Origin of the sequence: Enterocloster bolteae (assembly GCF_002234575.2) — a bacterium.
Lineage (GTDB): Bacteria > Bacillota > Clostridia > Lachnospirales > Lachnospiraceae > Enterocloster > Enterocloster bolteae.
This window is the reverse complement of sequence record NZ_CP022464.2, coordinates 896,770-917,411: the sequence shown is the minus strand read 5'-3', so window position 1 is coordinate 917,411 and position 20,642 is coordinate 896,770. Positions and strand designations below refer to the sequence as shown.

At 51.1% G+C, this 20,642-nt stretch carries 17 protein-coding genes; 1 reads left to right on the top strand and 16 read right to left on the bottom strand.

What is annotated here, in order from left to right; all coding sequences use genetic code 11:
- Positions 1-107: 107 nt before the first annotated feature.
- The gene (locus tag CGC65_RS04325; protein ID WP_002568150.1) at positions 108-1,148 is read left to right on the top strand and encodes a YeiH family protein; all 1,041 of its coding nucleotides are present in this window, start codon (positions 108-110) and stop codon (positions 1,146-1,148) included.
- 68 nt (positions 1,149-1,216) lie between these two features.
- Here the strand turns inward: CGC65_RS04325 and CGC65_RS04320 are convergent, their stop codons facing one another.
- The 16 genes from CGC65_RS04320 to CGC65_RS04240 all read right to left on the bottom strand — a co-directional run bounded on the left by CGC65_RS04320 (position 1,217) and on the right by CGC65_RS04240 (position 20,545).
- Positions 1,217-1,966 (bottom strand): GntR family transcriptional regulator, encoded by a 750-nt coding sequence (locus tag CGC65_RS04320; RefSeq protein ID WP_002568151.1) that lies wholly within the window; start codon positions 1,964-1,966, stop codon positions 1,217-1,219.
- Between the two features lie 13 nt (positions 1,967-1,979).
- On the bottom strand, positions 1,980-2,627 hold the full coding sequence (locus tag CGC65_RS04315; protein ID WP_002568152.1) for a hypothetical protein: 648 nt from the start codon (positions 2,625-2,627) through the stop codon (positions 1,980-1,982).
- A 49-nt stretch (positions 2,628-2,676) separates the two neighbouring features.
- Complete coding sequence (locus CGC65_RS04310; protein ID WP_002568153.1) at positions 2,677-4,806, bottom strand: hydantoinase/oxoprolinase family protein; 2,130 nt, start codon at positions 4,804-4,806, stop codon at positions 2,677-2,679.
- A gap of 132 nt (positions 4,807-4,938) precedes the next feature.
- On the bottom strand, positions 4,939-6,282 hold the full coding sequence (locus CGC65_RS04305; RefSeq protein ID WP_002568154.1) for a hypothetical protein: 1,344 nt from the start codon (positions 6,280-6,282) through the stop codon (positions 4,939-4,941).
- 489 nt (positions 6,283-6,771) lie between these two features.
- Positions 6,772-7,602 (bottom strand): MurR/RpiR family transcriptional regulator, encoded by an 831-nt coding sequence (locus tag CGC65_RS04300; RefSeq protein WP_002568155.1) that lies wholly within the window; start codon positions 7,600-7,602, stop codon positions 6,772-6,774.
- A gap of 49 nt (positions 7,603-7,651) precedes the next feature.
- On the bottom strand, positions 7,652-8,548 hold the full coding sequence (locus CGC65_RS04295) for an ROK family protein (protein ID WP_002568156.1): 897 nt from the start codon (positions 8,546-8,548) through the stop codon (positions 7,652-7,654).
- 153 nt (positions 8,549-8,701) lie between these two features.
- On the bottom strand, positions 8,702-9,157 hold the full coding sequence (locus CGC65_RS04290; protein ID WP_002568157.1) for a NanQ anomerase/TabA/YiaL family protein: 456 nt from the start codon (positions 9,155-9,157) through the stop codon (positions 8,702-8,704).
- Positions 9,158-9,180: 23 nt separating this feature from the next.
- Positions 9,181-10,683: a sodium:solute symporter family protein gene (locus tag CGC65_RS04285; protein ID WP_002568158.1), complete on the bottom strand. Its 1,503-nt coding sequence runs from the start codon at positions 10,681-10,683 to the stop codon at positions 9,181-9,183.
- A gap of 188 nt (positions 10,684-10,871) precedes the next feature.
- Positions 10,872-11,789: a dihydrodipicolinate synthase family protein gene (locus tag CGC65_RS04275; RefSeq protein ID WP_002568159.1), complete on the bottom strand. Its 918-nt coding sequence runs from the start codon at positions 11,787-11,789 to the stop codon at positions 10,872-10,874.
- Between the two features lie 66 nt (positions 11,790-11,855).
- Positions 11,856-12,542, bottom strand: coding sequence for an N-acetylmannosamine-6-phosphate 2-epimerase (locus CGC65_RS04270; protein WP_002568160.1), 687 nt, complete (start codon positions 12,540-12,542; stop codon positions 11,856-11,858).
- Positions 12,543-12,772: 230 nt separating this feature from the next.
- Positions 12,773-14,386, bottom strand: a complete 1,614-nt coding sequence (locus CGC65_RS04265; RefSeq protein WP_002568161.1) for a response regulator — start codon at positions 14,384-14,386, stop codon at positions 12,773-12,775.
- Positions 14,370-16,181 (bottom strand): sensor histidine kinase, encoded by a 1,812-nt coding sequence (locus CGC65_RS04260; RefSeq protein WP_235622202.1) that lies wholly within the window; start codon positions 16,179-16,181, stop codon positions 14,370-14,372. Before CGC65_RS04260 ends, CGC65_RS04265 begins: the two co-directional genes overlap by 17 nt.
- A gap of 52 nt (positions 16,182-16,233) precedes the next feature.
- Positions 16,234-17,391 carry a MalY/PatB family protein gene (locus CGC65_RS04255; protein WP_002568163.1) on the bottom strand — a complete coding sequence of 386 codons (1,158 nt, stop codon included), beginning with the start codon at positions 17,389-17,391 and terminating at the stop codon, positions 16,234-16,236.
- Complete coding sequence (locus tag CGC65_RS04250) at positions 17,382-18,734, bottom strand: extracellular solute-binding protein (RefSeq protein ID WP_002568164.1); 1,353 nt, start codon at positions 18,732-18,734, stop codon at positions 17,382-17,384. Before CGC65_RS04250 ends, CGC65_RS04255 begins: the two co-directional genes overlap by 10 nt.
- 35 nt (positions 18,735-18,769) lie before the next feature.
- Complete coding sequence (locus CGC65_RS04245) at positions 18,770-19,621, bottom strand: carbohydrate ABC transporter permease (RefSeq protein WP_002568165.1); 852 nt, start codon at positions 19,619-19,621, stop codon at positions 18,770-18,772.
- On the bottom strand, positions 19,622-20,545 hold the full coding sequence (locus CGC65_RS04240; RefSeq protein WP_002568166.1) for a carbohydrate ABC transporter permease: 924 nt from the start codon (positions 20,543-20,545) through the stop codon (positions 19,622-19,624).
- Positions 20,546-20,642 lie beyond the last annotated feature (97 nt).

The following is a 20,642-nucleotide window of genomic DNA, read 5'->3' as shown; positions in this document are numbered from 1 at the left end:
ATTTTACTTTATGCTTTCCATAAGTTACCATATAAACCGTGTGCTGGGTTTTACACCCGGCACCCTGTCAAATATCAAGCTATCGGGAATATGAGGAGGAAAAAGAAATGGCATCATTACAAAAGAAATGGAAAGGATTGGCATTCTGCCTGCTGCTGGCTGTCCCTTCCTGGTTTCTGGGGAAAATGTTCCCCATCATCGGCGGCGCTGTCATCGCCATCCTTGCCGGCATGGTCATAGCCGTATTCATGAAAACTAAAAACGGGCTGGAGGACGGTATCAAGTTTACCTCCAAAAAAATACTGCAGTGGGCGGTCATCCTTCTGGGCTTTGGCATGAACTTAAATGTGGTGCTGGAGACGGGAAGGCAGTCCCTGCCCATCATTGTGTGCACCATCACCACCTCCCTGGTGATTGCCTTTGTGCTCCATAAGCTCATGCATATCCCATCCAACATTTCCACTCTGGTGGGTGTGGGCTCCTCCATCTGCGGCGGTTCCGCCATTGCAGCCACGGCGCCTGTAATCAATGCGGATGACGATGAGGTTGCCCAGGCCATATCCGTTATTTTCTTCTTTAACGTGCTGGCAGCCATCCTGTTCCCCACCTTCGGCAAGTTCCTGGGATTTGACACCGCTTCCGGCAATGCCTTTGGAGTCTTTGCAGGGACAGCCATCAATGACACGTCATCCGTCACTGCCGCGGCAGCCACCTGGGACAGCATGTGGAATCTGGGGGCAGCCACCCTGGACAAAGCAGTCACGGTAAAGCTCACCAGGACCCTGGCCATTATTCCCATCACCCTGTGTCTGGCCTTTATCCGGACCAGGAAAGAAGAAAAGGCGGATCAGGCCAGCGGACAGTCCGTAAGCTTTAAAGATATCTTCCCGTTTTTTATTCTCTACTTCATCGGGGCTTCGGTCATCACCACCATTGCCATGGGAGCAGGGATTCCTGCCTCAGTCTTTGCCCCCATTAAGGAGCTGAGCAAGTTCTTCATCGTCCTGGCCATGTCAGCCATCGGACTGAACACGGATCTGGTAAGGCTCATCCGCACCGGCGGCAAGCCCATCCTCATGGGAGCCTGCTGCTGGGTGGGAATCACCGCAGTGAGCCTGGCACTTCAGAGCACGTTGGGAATCTGGTAAAATACATACATGTAACTTCAAAAGGGCTTTCCCGGCAGCAGTTAAAATGCAGCCGGGAAAGCCCTTTTTTACGCATGATATTTAAGTTTTGTCTCCACCAGGAAATCCACGCCCAGCTCGTCCGGCTCCCTTCTCACCTCCACATTTTCCCGTTCAAAGAGGTCCGGATATTTGGACAGCAGGGCACGCTCCTGATTCACAAGGCGGTTCAGATGAAAATTCAAAATAGTGTGAAGCCGCTCCCAGTCCTTGGCCAGAATGGCGTCTGTTATCTCCTTATGCTGCTTAAGGGCTTCCCGGTCTATGCCCTGGTCCGCCATGGCCAAAAGACGAATCCGCATGTAATGGCCTGAATTGGCCGATATGATGTCGTTGCAGTATCCCTTGTTGACCCCCACGTAAAAAATAGAATGAAAGTACATATCCTCGGCCAGAAATGCCCGTATGTCCTCCTCCTCCACAAACTTCTCCTGACGGTCCAGGGACATCTCCAGCTCTGTGATGGCCTTTAAATCACACACTGCCATAAACTCCAGAATCACCTTCTCCTCCACACAGGTCCTGAGAAAGCGCTCGTTAAGCACCTTGTCATAATTAATCTTGGATATCATGGTTCCCCGCTGGGGAAGAAAGGTGATAAGCCCCTCCTTGGAAAGGCTAATGAGGGCATCCCTCACCGGCGTCCTTCCCACCTGGTAGGCCTCGCTGATATCCCTGATGCTGAAAATCATCCCGGGACGCAGCTTCAGGTTCAGAATGTCCGTGCGCAGTACGTCATATATGTTGTCTTCCGAATTCCTGCTGTCTGTGCTGCCCATAGAACTCCTCCTGTCAGATCTCTGCTACCTCCCTGTACATGTTCAGGGCTGTCTCTGAATTATAATTATAGTACAAAAGGATATCTAAGGCAAATGGGGAATAGGGAAAACCATTTAATTTTTTGGAAAAATACATTCCGGCTATCTCCGACAGGGCCCTTATGGTGGAACGGTTCTCAAAACCAAGGATTTTCCACAGGCGTATCTTCTCGGTCCTGGTATAAATCCCATCGTACTCCTCTTCCAGATAGTGGTAAATTTCATGGCCCAGAATCAAATCTTCCAGCTGCTCCCTTGTGGTAAAGCCGTCCAGTGAACCGCCTTTAACCGCCTTGTCGATAGGCTCCCTCATAATTTGTATCAGGTCGGGAGGGGTGAAAAGGGCAAATAGCACCCTGTCCGCTATCTGCCCCTTATCCAGGTATTCCACCCTGAGTCCCAGCTTTCCGGCAATCTCCCGGGGATTTGAAGTACCCGTCTGGTCCATGATTTTATCCGCTGTTTCATAGCCGCAGCAGATGGATTTTTCTATCATCTCTTTTTTCCGGCCGCAGTCCACCTTATCCCGGAGCGCATCCCTGGAGAATGCGTACATTCCCCAGGTCATGTCGTCCACGGCAGCCAGCCCCTTCATCATTTTCCTCAGGTTCATCTCTTCCATATCTCTGTCCTCCAGACCGGTCCCATGGCCCCCTTAGCGGGTCCGCGCCTTAATTCTGCCTGATGTTGGCAGCCACCACCAGGATTTCTTCATCCGGTTCCAGTGAAGATACCTCCAGGTCCGTCAAAAGCTCCAGCTGCTCAAAGTCCTGGGCCGTAAAATCCATGACCCTGGCGCCCATGCACAGGTAGTAATCCGGCCTTGCAATCAGCTCTGTCTGGTATACTGCCATATCGTCCCAGAGCTGTTTCAGCGCGTCCAGATAGGCTGCTGCCGTGGTTTTTAAACACATGGCCCTTCCCCGCTGTACCTTTATGAATCCCTTCTTATCCACGATGCGGACAGCGCCCGGCGTACCCGGCTCTGTTCTTTCGCCGTACACATAGAAGTAGGGTGACGTTGCCAGAAGGGCTGTATCCCCATCCGCCAGCCTCATGTCCTCTGCTGCCAGATGCCTTGCCTCAGTCTCATCGCATTCCTTTAGCAGGTCCGCTGTCTTCACCTCCGTTGAACCGGTGGCAATGGCCGTCACCTTGGAGGTCTGGGGATCTATTTCAATATGAATCTCCACGGATTCCGCTGTTGCACCTGACTCAATGGCCTTGTTAAGGGCCTCATTTTTAATGGCCCGGATATCGTCCTTGGACGGGGAAGGCATGATGCGCTCCACCACGTCACGGACCATGGACAGGGCCACTCCTATGGATGAAATGACCTCGGCATTCTCCGGAATGGAGTACTTGACCCCCATCTTATTGCTGAAATACACGATCAGGGAAGCGGCTCCGCCTCCGACGCCCACCAGGGATATCTGGTCCTTTTCCAGCTTATATTTCTCAGCCAGCTCCAGTATCACCGGCTCAATCTTGGCATACGCCTTTTCCATAATTTGCTTTGCAATGTCCTCCACCGTTGTACCGCAGTAGTCAGCCAGGGCTTTCATGGCCTTTCTGGCGGATTCCACATTGCCGTAGGAGAAATGTTCCGGCTTTACCAGTCCCAGCACATTGGCTGCGCAGGAGTTGGTGAGGGTGACAGCGGATCCGTCCTCCATCCGGATTCTCACATAGTCGTCCGGATCCCCCTGCTTGGGTGAGAAGAATTCCACCTTCGGCCCCCTGATTTTATCTGTATCCGTGAACACGGCATAGTCCAGTCCTGCTATATGGGCGGAACGTGGTCCCACATCCACCACGCCCTGCTTGTTAGCCCGGACCATGGAGCCGCCTGCCACGCCCAGCACCCGCACATCCAGGGATGAGATATAGGTGGCATGGCCGCCTACGATGGAATAGTCAATGGCAGGCCGCCCGTTCTTGATAACGCCTATATTGGTGGTGGTGCCGCCCACCTCAAAGTACACGCCGTTGGAGGCCCTCAGATACATAAGGGATCCCATGACAGAAGCAGCCGGGCCGGACAGCATGGTCAGCACGGGGCGCTTCTTCATCTCCGTAATCTCCATGACTCCGCCGTCGCCTCTCATAATCATCAGAGGCACATGAACCCCTGCTTCCCGGACAGAGCCTTCCGTTGAATTGGCTGTATCTAACATCTTTGGAAGGATGGAGGCATTGATGGCAGCGGTTCTGGTCCTTCTTGTAAGACCGTAGAGCTTGGTGATATCGCTGGCCATGGTGGTGGGGATGCCCCTGGCGCTGGCCGCCTCATACACCTCTGCCTCAGGGCCTCCGTCGTCCACGCCGAACGCCATGGAGGATACCAGTACCTGGGCCCCTGACTTCTGCATGCTATTTATAGTATCTTCAACAACGGCCATGTTCATTTTCTTCACGTTGATGAAGTCATTTACAATTTTAATTTTCTTCTGGTTGCCCAGGTCTATATCATCCAGTTTTGTCTGTTTTTTTGCCAGGAAACCTTCCAGGCCTCCCTTTGCCATGCCGATGACACCTACAGTGGCCACATCGCCCTCAATCAGGGCATTGGTTGCCTGGGTGGTGGAGTGGGCCACAAATACCACATCATCCGGGCTGATTCCATTTTCATTCAGGCAGTTTTCAAAGGACTTAACCACACCCGCGGCCACTCCTCTGGGGTCGTCGTGGGTCGTCTTAACGGAAGATTTCCCGATAATCTCATGGGTGGCGTTATCAATTGCCACTGCCTTTGTGTGGGTGCCGCCTACGTCTATACCCATCCTAACTGATCTTCCCATTTTAAAACCTCCTCATCTCAAATCATCAAACCGTCTTATAAGGGGGAGCCGGCAGGTATCCCGCCAGCTCCCATCCGGACAGCAGGGAATCCTTCCCTGCTGCAGCCGGCCGTCTTATACTCCCGTTCACATCTACATCAGGCCGCCGTACAGTACGAATACTGCAGCGCAGCAGATAATGCCTACAATCCATCCGGTAGGAATGGACATCTTCATATAATCCTTGGTGGAAACCTTGGTATATCCAAATCCCCATGCAACCCAGGACTGGGTGATATCCAGATGCTGAGGCGCAATGGTGGTCACTGCAAACAGCGGATACAGGAAGGCTACCGGTGCATTGGGAAGGGTGGCCACTACAACTGCCAGGATTGCGGTTCCGCATCCAACCAGGTTCATGGGGCCGCGGAAGAAGCCGAGAGGTGTCAGTATGGCGAACACGATGGCCAGGGTAATGGCTGTGGTAGGCACAAATCCTCCCAGGATAGCTGTAAAGTAAGGCGCTGCATAGGTTGCCGCGTTATTGAACATGGCCAGGGTAAGCAGGAATCCTACCATGGGGGCCACATCAATGGAACCATCGGTAAACAGTTTTGCAAAGAGGCGGCAGATTTCGGAATAGCTTCCCTTCATTTTTCCCGTTGTAATCAGTGCGTAGATGCCGGAAAGACAGAATCCTAAAATAATGGGAATCTTGAAGAGCACCACGCCCAGGACAGGAAGGATAACGGAAATCCAGGAAATGGCCGGGGCATTGTCACTTGCCGAGGAAGCAGTGGCCGCCCATGCGTGGGCTGCCTTTTTGTTCATGGAAAGGTTGGCAACCACCAGCACTACCACGATGGCTACCACCATGCAGGTAACGCCAATCTTGAAGTAATCGTTGTAGGTGTAATCAGCTGCCGCCGCATTAAAGCCCGCATATATGGTCTGGTACTGCTGGAAATTGACGATATTTCCAAAGATGCCTGCCATGATAGATCCCATAAAGCTGAACATGGCCACAGGAGCCGGAATGCCCAGTGAAAGCAGAATGGGCAGTACGATAACCGCGATGGAAATAACAGGTCCGATACCGGTCATGGACATAAAGATAATGGCCGTAACGATACACAGGAGCGCCATGGTGATTCTGGGCTTATCGCCGCCCAGCTCAACCACCTTACGAATCAGGGTGGCCGCTATGCCGGTGTCCACCAGGACCCTGCCGAAGAATGCTCCGAAGAATACATTGACCAGAATGGACTTTGCATATCCGGCAGGACCCTCTGCATATACATACTCCAGCACCTGGATGAAGGTTTTGCCTTCCATGGCCGATGTGGGCGAAAATGCGTTGCCCACCAATGCCAGGGCAGTCCAGAACGTTGCCATGATTGCAAATCCCACCATCAGGTTGAATCCCTTCACACAGTACCATACCATGCCTAAGAAGGACAGAATCATGATAATACCGATAATTACATTGATGTTCATACGAACCCTCCTTTGATGAAAATAGTTGAATGCTCTCCCTCAGAGACTCCCTTATGCCTCTGCTTTTCTGTACCGGAGCGCAGGAATGACGGGAATGAATCTCCGGATACGTTCTGGTTACATACGCACCTTTCATTCATCTTAACCCCTTGTTGCTGATACTAATATATTAGTACTGATATATTAGTTTGTATAGAGTCATTTTCCACTGTTTTTCATCTTATTTTTATACATATTTCACAAAATATCACATTTTTACACAGTGTTTTTACACCGTTTTAGCGGTTTTTTAACATTGTCGCGTCTCGTTTATTGCTATCTAATATATTAGCTCGTCCAAAACAATCCAAGGATGCGGTAAGAGTTCATACTCTAACAAAAAAATCGGCATGCCGTGATTAACAGCATACCGAAAGTTTAATAGCCCTCATGGTCCTGAAACGTCCTGAGATACATTTTATCCCGCCGGGAATGGGCGTCTCCCGGCATTTACATTACATTCTCTCTCCTCCCCTTTTCCAGGGCCCTCAATGTACTGTCATGGAGCACTTCCTTCTTATACGGGTCCTGGGACAGATAGTAGGAATAGAGGATGTCCGTCAGCAGGAGAATGGGGAACTGGGGTGAAATCACATTTCCATGGTTCAGATGGAGCAGTGACGGAAGAAGCACCACCTCATCGCAGAAGGCATCGAATTCAGGCCTGTTCCTGGCAGTGAGCATCACGGTCCTGGCGCCCCGCTTGTGGGCTTCCTCCAGAAGGTATAATACTTCCTCCTTCTCACCGCTGATGCTGACGCCAAAGACAAGGCAGTTCTCGTCCTGGAACACGCCGCGCATACGTATCATGTCGCTGTGGTCCATGGACGTGATGTCCAGGCCGATACGCATAAAACGCAGCTCCATCTCCCTGGCAGCCAGGCCTGAACTTCCTGTTCCGCAGACAAACACGCGTCCCGCCTTGGCCATATACCGGCACACCCTCTCAATCTGCTTTTCATTTACCAGGTTATACGTCTTATTCAGAAGTTCCTGGTAGGCATTGAGCACAGTCCTGGTGTTGCCTGTCATGGAGTCCTGCCTGACCACAAAATTTTCCTCATACTGGTAAATGAATTCCCTGTAACCCCTGAATCCGCACTTCTTTGCAAACCGCGACAGGGACGCCTCCGACACAAACAGCTTTCCGGCCACTGACTTAGCTGAAAAATCCATCTGCTCCCTGTTATAGATAAAAAAATCCGCAATACTGCGCTCCACCGTTGTAAAATTCACATAATTGGATTCTATGACCGGTATCACTGATTTCAGATATTCCATAATACCTCCTCCTGGTTAAGACCACAGACCTGCTTTCGGCCAATACCGGTCAGCTCCGGGCCTTTCCCTGCCTCTCCAGGAAATGATAGTAGGCTCCCCGCATCCCCGCGTCATTCTGGTGCCTGGCAAAGGCCAGCTCTGTCTTTTCATATATGCTGGATACCAGATACCGGGCAAGAGCCTTTTCCAGTCTGGGACGCAGGTACTCCTCCTGGGCCATGATTCCCCCTCCCAGCACTACGATCTGGGGATTCAGCACATAACATATATTGGAAATGCCTTTTCCCAGACAATCGCACATCTGGTCAATGGCCTCCACGCATATAGAGTCCCCTTCCCCGGCCAGCTGGAAAATACGGTAGCCGTTCCACTGGGCCTCAGGCTCCCCCTTGGCAGCCGCCACCCGTTTTACCAGTATGCTGGCAGCTCCCAGGGTCTGGAAATCACTTCCGTCCATGTGCATGTATCCCACCTCGCAGGCGCTTCCGCTCCACCCGTGATACACCCTGCCGCCGATGATGATGCAGCCGCCGATTCCGGTTCCAACCGTAAGGCACAGGGCCGACTGGGCCCCTGCCGCTGCCCCGGACACAGCCTCCGCCAGGCCGGCGCAGTTCACGTCATTCTCCACCTCGCAGGGAAGTCCGAATTCCGCCTCCATGCTGGCCTTGAGCTTTGTTCCCGCATACTCAGGAATCAAAGGGGCTGCATAGAATATCTCCCCCTTTTCCACATCCACCATGCCGGCAGTGGACACACAGATTCCCTCTGTCTTCCGGTCCTTCAGGTAGTCCGCCGCAATCCCCATGACCTTTTTTAACAGGGCAGGCCCGCCTTTAAAGGCCTCGGTGGGCACCTTACCCTTTGCAAGAAATTTCTCATTTTCGTCCAGCACCCCGTGCTTGATTTCCGTTCCCCCGATATCAATGCAAATATACTGTTTCATCGTAGCACCGCTCCTTTAAATCTTCTTTTCACCCTGACGCCGCCCTTTACGCCGCCCTGCCGCAAAAGGCAAACCTGCCCGGAGCGCAGACGGGATGCTCCGTCCTGCGTTCCAGGGTCTTTGGTTTGCCTCTGTATCCGGGTCTATATGCTTTTAATGGTCAATCCGCACCTTGAATATGGCCTTCTTGATTTTCTCAGGTTCGTTTACGGCCACGGCTGTGCGGTGTCCGTCCTCCGGGTAGCAAATCAGGAAATCCCCCGGCCTGAGCACCACATGGCTGTTGGGTGCGCCGTCCATGGGAAGGAAGTCATCCTTCTCCACATACTCCTTCTGCTCCATGTTCTCTATAAAGTTTAAATCAATCTGCTCCTGCCCGTCAAGCATTAAATGTACATCCAGGTAATTCCTGTGGGCTTCCCAGAAGCGGTTCTCAGGCCGGGTAGTCTCATACTCCACCACATTGACAAACAGCCTTTCTCCGTCGATGGGATGGCATCCTTTTTCGTAAGACGCCAAATCATGCTCCTTTGCATAGGCAAAGCATTCCTTTAAATCCTCAGGAAGAAAGGCATAGGTCTTTTCCTGTGTAATGTTTCCAAATATCATGATTACCTCCTGTTAATGAATCATTAATTGTGGTAAATCGTAGCGTCCTTTACAGGCTTGGATGTATCCCCGTCCATCTTTCTTGTAATCATGCTCACCGGGATTCCCACTACCAGTGAGATGGCGATGGAGATGATGGAATAGGACCAGATGGATACGGAGCCCGCAGGAGCCATGTACTTGATGCAGACCATGGTAACCGCTGCCACAAAGAATGCCACGTATGCGCCCTTTGCATTGGCCACCTTTGTGAATGTACCCAGGGCAAATGTACCGCCCAGCACGCCCAGCACCAGTCCCATGAATCCGTTGAACCACTCATAAGCTGACTTGATTTCGCCGTTTGCCAGTACCATGGACACCAGAATGGCCACAATGCCCACGCCCAGGGATACATACTGTGCGATTTTTGTCTGAAGGGCAAAGCTCATCTCCTTCTTGGAAAGACGCTCCTGGATATCCAGGGTCCAGCTGGTTGCCACTGAATTAAGGCCGGTGGACAGAGTGGACTGGGATGCCGCATAGATGGCTGCCAAAAGCAGTCCTGTGATACCTACCGGAAGCTCATAAGCAATATAGGACGCGAAAATCTGGTCCTGCTGGGCTGCCGGAGGAAGCGCGTTCTGGCTGTAGAATACATACAGTCCTGTACCGATGAGGTAAAATACGGTTGCGATGAAGATGGACAGAGCGCCGTTGGTCAGCATCATCTTGTTCAGTTTCTTCATATCTGTGGTGGTGGTGAAACGCTGCACAATATCCTGACTGGATACATAGGAGGAACAGGTGTTAAGACCTGCGCCCACAATCAGCAGGAATACGCTGTCCTTCAGTATATTGGGATTAAAAATAGGCTGGTCTGCCGCCAGGAATTTACCTTCGCCCATGGTCTGGAAAATGGCTCCGAACCCGCCGTTTATGCCGTTGGCCAGGTAGAACAGCGCAAAGGTAACGCCAACCAGAAGGACGCTGCCCTGGATGAAATCGGTCCAGAGAACGGATTTAAGTCCGCCTGTGTAGGAATAAATAATGGCAATCACACCCATGGCAATAATCAGGAGATTTACATTAAGGCCTGTAAGCTTGGAGAGTACCATGGATGGAAGATACATGATGATGGACATGCGGCCCACCTGGTACACGATGAACATGACGGCGCCCAGGACACGCAGGCCCTTGCTTCCAAAACGGATTTCAAGATAATGGTAGGCTGTGTCGATGTCCAGCTTGCTGTAGATTGGCAGGAAGAATTTAATGGTAATGGGTATGGCCACAAGCATTCCTAACTGTGCGAACCACATAATCCATGTTCCTGCATAGGAATTTCCTGCCAGGGACAGGAAGGAAATGGGACTTAATAATGTTGCGAATATGGAAACGGAAGTAACCCACCACGGAATGGTGCCGTCTCCCTTAAAGAACTCTTTTCCCTTCATCTCCTTTTTGGAGAAGAAGAGTCCGGCAAATAATACAGCCGCAAGATAAACAATCAGTATAATCAAATCAATTGTAGTAAAACCCTGCATAAATCAATCTCCCTTCTTTGCTATACGGAAAACCCTGGGAAACATCCTCCTTTTCCCAAACGCATTCCGGTCCCATGCCGGCCCTTTCTCCCTCCAGAAAGGACCGGGGACCATTTACATTATCTTCAGTACTGCACAGGTAACTGTGAACAGAGCGCCTGACATCCCCGTCAGAAACACACCTGGTCTTAGCAGTATGCTGCAACCGCTTCCTTCACCATGCGGGCTGCTTCCTGTGCAATGGCAAGGTCGGATTCAATCAGCTGAGGCAGCGGTTCCCTGACCCCGCCCAGATCCAGGGACTCGTTGATGCGAAGCATCTCTTTAATCATACCGTACATATTGCCGTGTCCGGAGCACATCTTGTAGATAATGTCGTTGGCAGCATACTGTACCTTCATAGCCTCTTCCATCTTACCTGCCTTCACCAGCTCATCCATTTTCAGGAACAGCTCAGGCATCACGCCGTAGGTTCCGCCGATACCGGCCTCTGCTCCGATGACACGGCCGCTGATAAACTGCTCGTCCGGGCCATTGAAGATGATGTAGTCATCCCCGCCTGCCAGCTTGAACATCTGGATATCCTGCACAGGCATGGAGGAATTCTTTACACCGATGACCCTTGGGTTCTTCCTCATCTCGGCGAACAGGCTCTGTGTCAGGGCCACGCCTGCCAGCTGGGGGATATTGTAGATAATGAAATCCGTGTTGGGAGCTGCCTGGCTCATGGCATTCCAGTAGGCGGCAATTGCATACTCCGGCAGATGGAAGTAGATGGGCGGGATGGATGCGATGGCGTCAACGCCCAGGCTCTCTGCATGCTTTGCCAGTTCCACGCTGTCTTTGGTATTATTGCAGCCCACATGTGCGATGACGGTCAGCCTGCCCTTGGCAGCTGCCATTACATTTTCCAGTGTAATCTTGCGGTCTTCCAGGCTCTGGTAGATGCACTCTCCTGAAGATCCATTTACATAAACACCCTTAACGCCTTTTCTGATATGGTACTCAGTCAGAGCCCTTACCCTCTCCGGGCTCACATTTCCCTCTGCGTCGTAGCATGCGTAAAATGCAGGAATAACACCTTTATACTTTTCTAAGTTTGCCATAATCTTACTTCTCCTTTCAATGACCCGTTGGGTCCCCTTTATAATGAAATGGTTAACATGTTTGTACTAATCCAGCGCCTCTGCAAAAGACTTTGTTATCAGCTGGGGCCTGGTGATAATGGAACCCACCACCACACTGAAGGCCCCCAGTTCAATAACCCTCTTCGCCTTTTCCGGCGTGTTGATGTTTCCCTCCGCAATGACACGGTGTTTCACCTTTGCCACAATCTGGCGGATGATTTCAAAATCGTTGGATTCAATTTTAAGGTCTCTGCTCTGGTCCGTATAGCCCACCAGTGTGGTCCCGATAAAGTCAAATCCCAGCTGGTCTGCGTGAAGGGCTTCCTCCACTGTAGAGCAGTCCGCCATCAGCAGCTGTTCCGGATAGCTTTTCCGGATTTCCCTGTAAAATTCATCCAGGGTCCTGCCGCCCGGCCTCAGGCTGTGGGTAGCGTCCAGCGCTATGATATCAGGTTTGACTTCCATCAGCTCGTTGATTTCCTTCATGGTAGGCGTAATGTATACCTTGCTGTCCTCATAGTCACGTTTCACGATGCCGATGACAGGCAGGTCAACCCGGGCCTGGATTTCAGCGATATCCTCCTTGGTATTGGCACGTATTCCGTACGCTCCGCCCTCCTTGGCAGCCAGTGCCATCCGGCCCATGATAAAGGACGAATGAAGCGGCTCATGGGGCAGGGCCTGGCAGGATACAATCAGCTTCCCTTTCAGGCTCTCTACTTTTTCGTTCATATGAGTTCCTCCTTGTTATGAATGCCTGGCAGCCTTGTTCCGGCTGCTCATCTCTTGTAGCTTTAGTATAACAGGTTTGATTTTATTTTCAATAGCACTTAGATGTTCAGAAAGTTCTTTCACTTTTTTTAAATCAGGGCGCCATATTACACAAGTTTTTGTCAGGTGATTTATATATTATGCACAATAAAACGTTCTTTGTTTCTTCATAAATGCAAAAAAAAGGAAGCCTACAAGGCTTCCTGACATCGATCCCGGTACTGGGCCGGCGTTTCCTGGGTATGTTTTTTGAAAAACTTGGAAAAATAGTTGGGGTCCTCGATGCCCACGCTGCGGGCCACCTCATAAATTCTCAAATCCGTTCCCTTCAGAAGCTTTTTGGCTGCCTCGATGCGGATGGATACCAGATAGTCCATAAAGTTGATTCCCATAACACACTTGAAGGTCCTGCTGAGATACGAGTTGTTGATATAGTTGATCTTTGATATCTTAGCCAGCGACAGAGTGGAATCATCCATATGCTCGTTCATGTACTGGACAATCCGGTGGACCAGCATGGTGTTTTTCTTGTTCATGTACTCTTCAATCTGGCAGACCGTAAAGTCTGTAAACTGGCTGATATACTTCTCAATCTCCTCTGCCCCGGTGAGACGGAGTATCTTCTCATAGGGCAGATGGTCCGTGCTGTATATCTCTATGTAAGGAATTCCATTGTCGCTCAGGGTGGACAGGGTCACATTGACAATGGAATAAGATATAACAAGATAATCCGAAAGGCTGCTCTGCGGCAGGCCCTTAAGTGTCCCGTAGGCCGTGCCCACCAGCTGCCTCACCTTGTCCCCGGAAGGTATCCCCAGATATAGGGGCAGCTCCTCTGTCAGGGTCTGGATCAGCTCCTGGAGGCCTCCCATATCGGATTCCCTGCCCGATGAAAGAAATGCCTGGTTGTGGCTGTAGCTGGCAATCATGGCATTCTTATATGCCTGCTTGTAGCTGTAGCGGATCTCCTCCAGGGAATCCACCGGATTTCCGCAGCCCGCATAGATTCCCATGGACAGCTTTTCTTTAATCAGTACGGTAAAATGGGCGCCGTAGGACATGAGGCTGATTTTCTTATTCTGGCTCAGGAGAATCAGGTTCTGGTGTATGTCCTTTAGCAGCAGCACATCCGTAAGGCGGCTTACCGCCGGGGACAGCACCTCCATGCACTGCTGCCTTCTCAGCTCGTCCTCCTCCGGGTCATTGTGTTTCTCCGGCATCAGCACCATTACATTGTAGTGCCCTGTATCCCTTCTCAGAGGAATATCATAGTAGCGTATGGTACCCCACAGGCTTTCCTGGTCCACCTTATTCAAAAGCAGGTTGTTGAGGAAATTCTGGACAATCAGCGTCCTGGACTCCGCAATCCTGCTTTTAAGCCCCTCAAACTCAAAAATAGCTCTGCGCTCCTCCATGATATCGGTCCGCACATCCTTCATGACCTCAATCAGTTCCGCCCTCCGTATGGGCTTTAACAGGAAACTCTTGATGCCCAGCTCCACGGATTTCTGCGCGTACTGGAACAGGTCATGGGCCGTCAGAACGATGACCACGATCTGCGGATACTCCTCCGCCAGCATCTGGGCAAATTCCAGGCCGTTGATATAGGGCATCTCAATGTCCGTGATAACCACGTCAGGATGCTCCTCTTCTATCAGTTCCATGGCCTGGTTGGCGCTGGCCGCGTCCTCCACCGGCTCATAGCCGATGGACTGCCAGTCCACAAAAACCCTGAGAAGTTTCCTGGTTTTCTCCTCATCATCCACAAACATCACTTTTAACAGCTGGTCATATCCAGTCTCCATGGTCCTCTTCTCCCCCGCAGGTCACCGGCAGAAGGAAGGTGATTTCCGTTCCTCCCTCTGGCACGCTTCTAATCTGGTAAGACGCCTGTTCACCGTATATCAGTACGATTCTCTGTATGGTGCCAATCAGGCCAATCCCGGTTCCCGACACGTCAATATCAATATTCCATATTTTATGGTAGTCCTGAAGTTTTGACAGGGCGGAAGCATCTATGCCCACTCCGTTGTCCCGCACCTGTATTTTCATCCGGCCGCCCTCCTCCGGTCCAATCCAGATGCGGATATGCCCGTTTCCGCCCATTGGCTTAATCCCGTGGTACACGGCATTCTCCACTAACGGCTGGAGAATCAGGTGGGGCACCAGAACCCTGAGGCAGCTCTCATCCACCTGGTACTCCACATCGAACAAATCCCCGTACCTGAGCCTCAAAAGCTTTACATAATCGTTTACAATGGCTGTCTCCTTTTCAACGGTTATCATCTGGTCCCCCTGGCTCAGGCTCTGCCTGTAAAAGCTCCCCAATGTCTCTATGGCCTCATAGGTCTGGGACGGCTCCTCCGTCAGGGCCATATAGCCGATAGCATCCAGGGTGTTGTAGAGAAAATGAGGCTTTACCTGCTCAAACAACGCGTGCAGCTCCGCCTTTTCCTTGATTTTCTGCTCCTCCACCAGCCTGGACAGCAGGGATGATATCTCGTCCACCATGTTATTGTAATTCGTCTGTAAAATCCCAATCTCGCTTTTGGGGTATTTGACAGGTATCTTCCTGAAATTCCGGTCCTTTACCGTATTCATCATTCCAATCAGCGCATAGATGGGATTGGATATGGACTTGGATATGTAAAGGGAGCCGAAAAGCATCAGCACCACATTCACCAGAAAAATAAGGGTGGCGATCAGGAACAGGTCCTTAAAAGCGCTGCGGTTCACCTGACTGGGTATCCTGGCAATCAGGTGCCATCCATAGTCCGGCAGGTAAAGGGAAGTGGTATGCTCCCCATCCCCCTTGCGGCTTACCAGAAGTTTTTCCTCATCACTGCTTCCGGCCGGCGTTTTAAGGAAATCCTGGTATTCAAATCCGGGCGTACCCGCAATCAGGTTTCCATCCTGGTCCATAATCCCTATCATGGCCTGGCTTCCATAAGCAGCCGCGCTGCAGATTTCCGCTATGGCATCTGTGGGAATATTCATAATAATGAATCCCTGAGGCTTCTGGGTCTCCAGGCTGTTGATGGTCCTGATGACAGACACAAACCTGGAATTGTATCTTTTATAGAAAATGCCTCCTGCCTCATACTCCAGTATATAGCTCCCCCCTGCTTCCAGGGCTTTCCTGTACCACGGACATTTCAATGTGGAATCCACGCTGAGCCGCTTCATGTCATGCTTGTCCACGCCGTACAGGTGCGCCGAAAAATCCAGAAGATAGATGGACTCCAGATAATGGTTGCTGTCAAGAGCGGTAAACAGCATGTTGTCATATGTTTTTCTGTCCTCCGGCCTGGGAAGATGGTTCACCACATCCAGGGTGCCTCCTTTTAACAGCATATTGAAATCATCGTTCACATTAAGGACCATCTCATCCAGATTGTTTCTGACCCCAGTGACCATCTGCACCGATGACTGCTCTATCATGGAGTCCTCCTGCTTCCTGGCAGCCCACGAATACAGGGAATAGGTCAGAAAAAAGCTGATGAGGAAAAATATCACGAACACGGCCATGATTCTGCGTGAAATATGTTCATGGAACAGCCAGTCCCAGGCCCCTTTTACATTCTCACATAACCCTTTCATATACATCCCCATAACCGGCTCATGCCGGACCTGGGACCGGTGTTATCCGGCCCTATGTCCAGCACAGCGCAAGTCTCTCAAGTATTTTATTTACCTGTTCCCCTGAGGTCCCCATGTTCAGCCTGAACCAGCCTCTGCCGGCCTCCTTGAAATGGGTTCCCATAAGCGGTATCAAATGGCCCTTTTCTTCCAGCAGCCGTCTCATGTCCTCCTCGGATAAACCGGTGCGTCCGTATCCAATCCACATAAGATAGGTGCCGTCAGGCACATAGGCATCCAGCCAGGGCAGTTCCCTGTTTATGAACTCCTGGGCAGTCTTTATGTTTTCATAGACCTGCGCCCGCATCCGGTCCACCCACTCCCCGCATTCCCGGTAAGCAGGTTTAAGGATATCGGCCGCGAACACATTGGGGTTGTGAAGCCCCCACCGGTCTATGGTTTCCTCCATGGCCCGCCGCATTTCGGGATTAGGGAGAATGACACTGGAAAAAATCAGTCCGGGGATATTCAGGGTTTTTGTCAGGGAATTGAACACAATAACCTTTTCCTGCTCCGGATTATGGTACATCGTTAAAAGCGGCTTATACACATGGCCCGGCCACACAAAATCCCCGTGTATGTCATCTGACAGCAGAAGCAGGTTATGGCGTTTGCAGAAGGCGGTGACCCCTGACAGTTCTTCATCCGTCCACACCCTTCCGGTGGGATTGTGGGGATTGCAGAGGATATATGCCCTGGTTTTCTGGTCCGCCAGCCTTTCCAGACCGTCAAAATCAATGGTGAAACGCCCATTTTTAAGAATCAGGGGACTTTCCTTCAGATTCCGGCCCCATTTTTCTACTGCCCCTGTCAGCGCAGGATAGGCGGGTGTATTGACGATAATGGAATCTCCCGGCTCTGTGAAGGTGTCCACCGCCATGTTAAGGGCCATGTTGATCCTGGGAGAGAACAGCACCCATTCCTGCTTTACCTCACAGTGATACCGCTCACGCATCCAGTCTGAAACCAGTTTCTCATAACCGTCCGGCAGTTCGGTATAACCAAAAACCCCATGGTCCAGCCTGCGTTTCATGGCTTCTAAAACCGGATCCGGCGGCGCCAGGTCCATATCCGCCACCCCGCAGTACAGATAATCGGGATTATCCCTGTATTCCTGTCTGTATTTTGCGCAAAGGGTGTCATGCCGGTCCGTTACATATCTCACTTCCATCCTGTTTCCCTCCTGTCATCTGTTTCATCTTGCTTTAACCCGTTCATACGGCTTATAAATTCCTCCGGCGTGATATCCCCGCGAAACAGGCATTCCAGGCTGTCCAGATATCTGGCCGCGTCGGTTCCTTCCAGGAGATTATCCCACCATATGGTATAGCTGGCGGCATGGTCCGTGTACTCATGAATCTCCTGCATAAGCGGGTTTAACTGGGCGTCACCCGTATCCACGTTGATATAGGGGAGGTCATTTGACTTGCATTTATAAAGCTCCACTGCCAGCCCCATGGCCATATACTCAGCCAAATCCACGGTAAGTTCCGGGTCCTTTGTACTGCTGCTCACTGCAAAAGCGCTGTCAGGCCCCCCTGTGAAATCATATATAGTGGATTTTCCTGACCCTGTCACCGGAAAGGGCGCGGCCTTCACCTTGCCCGCCACCCTGGATGACTCCCTGTAGACACGGGATGAAGTCCAGCTGCCGTTAAGATACATAGGCGCCTGACCCTGCATGAAAAGAGCCTCTGCCTCCTCCCTGAGCGCAGTGGCCGAGTCAGCCGTAAACGCCCCCATATCCACCAGCTGACGCAGTTTTCTGGCAGCTTCCAGGAAACCTGGGTCGCTGTAGTCCGTCCGCTTTGCTGCCGCGTCCGCAACCTTTTCCGGCCCCACTTCCCGGAGCGCCAGAAGGTCATAATACATGGCAATGGTCCACGGCTCATTGCCTCCCACCGGCATAGGGGTTATGCCGTTGTCCACAAAAGTCTGGCATACCCGGATGAACTCATCCCAGGTCACAGGTATTTCCAGGCCATACCGGTCCATCATTTCCATGTTGTAATACACCATGGCCACAGAACTGTCCAGGGGCAGCGCATAGGTCCCGCCGTCAAACTGGATTCCCTTCATCATGGCATCGTTCAGATGGGACTGGAAATCATCGCTGTAATACCGGCTCACCTCCAGCACCTTTCCCGCGTCCACCATGGGTTTTAAGAATTCGTGGCTCCAGGTATAAAAGATGTCCGGAAGCTCATTGGCCGCAGCCGCGGCCTTAATCTTTGTCTTATACCCTTCATTTTCAGCTGTATCCACTTCTATGGTAACATTAAATTTATCCTCTGCCTCCCTGGTCAGCTGCTCCATGATACGCGCGGCCTGGTCGTCATCACTTCCATAGATATGCCATAACCGTATGACCGGCCGCTCTCCCGGACTGTCCTTTGCAGGCGCCGTCATATCCACCCGGACATCCTCATCCTTTTCCGCCCTGCTGCATGCCCCCATTCCAAGAACTGCGGCCAAGACGCACATCCATATGGTTAAATGTCTCAAACCCTTCATACCTTCCCTCGCAGCATCTTTTTCCGGTACCTGCGTTATCCCTTTACAGCACCGGCCGTGGCGCCTTCCAGTATGCGTCTGGAACAGAGCACAAACATGATAAGTATTGGGATAACCGACAGAGCGACTCCGATATACACAGTTCCATAATCATTCTTATATACTCCCTGCATCTGCTGCACCAGAATGGGCAGTGTGAATTTGTCCTGGGAGAACAAAAGAATGGACGGCTTCACAAAGGCGTTCCAGGATTCCACAAAGGTGAAAATGGCCTGGGTTGCCACTCCCGGCATTATGATTGGAAAAATGATTTCGTTGAAAATACGGAACTCCCCGCATCCGTCTATGCGGGCGCTCTCGATCAGCTCATCCGGCACATAGGAATCAATGTACTGCCTGTTCCAGAATACCATGGCCGGCGGTGCAAAACAAGTGATAAGAAGGGCCGCGTAATTGTCCAGCATATGTATGTTGTTCATGAGCTGGAAATACCCGATGATTCCCAACTGGCCCGGAAGCATCATGGTAGCCAGTACCAGCCAGAATAACTGCTTGTTGTACTTAAATTTATACTTGGCAAAGCCGTAAGCTGTCAGCGCGCCCACGTAAACCGTAATCACCGTGCTGGCAAGGGAGATAAACAGGCTGTTGAACAGCCCCCTCCATATATTTACATTGGCAGCCAGGTGCTGGTAATTGGTTTTTAAGGATTTTCCCGGCGTCATCTGGAAGGAGGTGGCCAGGGCGGCGTTGTCATGGGTGCAGTTGATAATCATGTTGTAAAAGGGCACGATGCAGATTAGTGCCAGCAGAACCAGGACCCCATAGGTAATTGCCCGGAAAAACTTTGTCTTTACACTGTACTTCTTGAGTTCCTTTTTTTCCATTTAAAAATTCCTCTCCTTCCCTGCCGTATATTTCATAAAAATCAGAGAAAATACGATGATGATGACAAACAGGCCGTACGAAATAGCGGAACCATATCCGTAATCATAATTCTGGAACGCGATGTTGTACATATACATGACCATGGTGAGGACAGATTTGCTGGGTCCTCCCGTGGCCCCCGCAAAGGTGAAGGGCAGGTCGAAAAGCTGGAGTCCGCCTATGATGGATGTGACAAAGGCATAGGTCATGATATTGCGCAGCTGGGGCAGTACAATGTGGAAAAAGGTCTGGAATTTATTAGCACCGTCCACCTCGGCTGCCTCCATAATATCATAGGGTATGCCCTTGATTCCCGCGGTAAATATGATGGTATAATATCCAAAATACTGCCAGAACAGCACAAAGGCCACAATCAGCTGGGTAAACAGCCCGTTCATCTTCCAGTTAACCGGCTCCGCTATGATATGTAAGGCCATCAGAAGTTTGTTTACGCTTCCCGCCTTAAAGTCAAACAGCAGGCTGAACAGGACGCCCAGGGAAACTGCGGTTACGAGGTTTGGAAAATAAAAAATGGTTTTGAACAGGTTCCCGCCCCTGAACCGGTGCTGGTTCAGCAGAAAGGCCAGTATCAGGCCGAATATCATCTGGGGCGCCATGGCCAGCAGGGCGATGAACACTGTATTGAAAATAGATTTGAAAAACACCGCGTCATTTAAAAGACGCCTGTAGTTTGCCAGGCCGGTAAAGACAGGAGTCCCCAGGCCGTCCCAGCTGTGAAAGCTGAGTTTAAACGTGTACAGTATGGGATACAGTGTAAAACATAAAAATATAATAAAATAAGGCAGGATAAAAAGCAATCCCCGATTGCTCTTATCCAGGCTTCTCCTTTTTGAGGGCTGTATGCTCTTCCCCTTCTCCGTCATGAAATCCTCCCATCTGAAGGCAGGCCAAAGGCTTCTTTAAAGCCCTGCCCCTTCTTCCGTGAAACAGATGCAGGATATGAATTATCTCACACCCTGC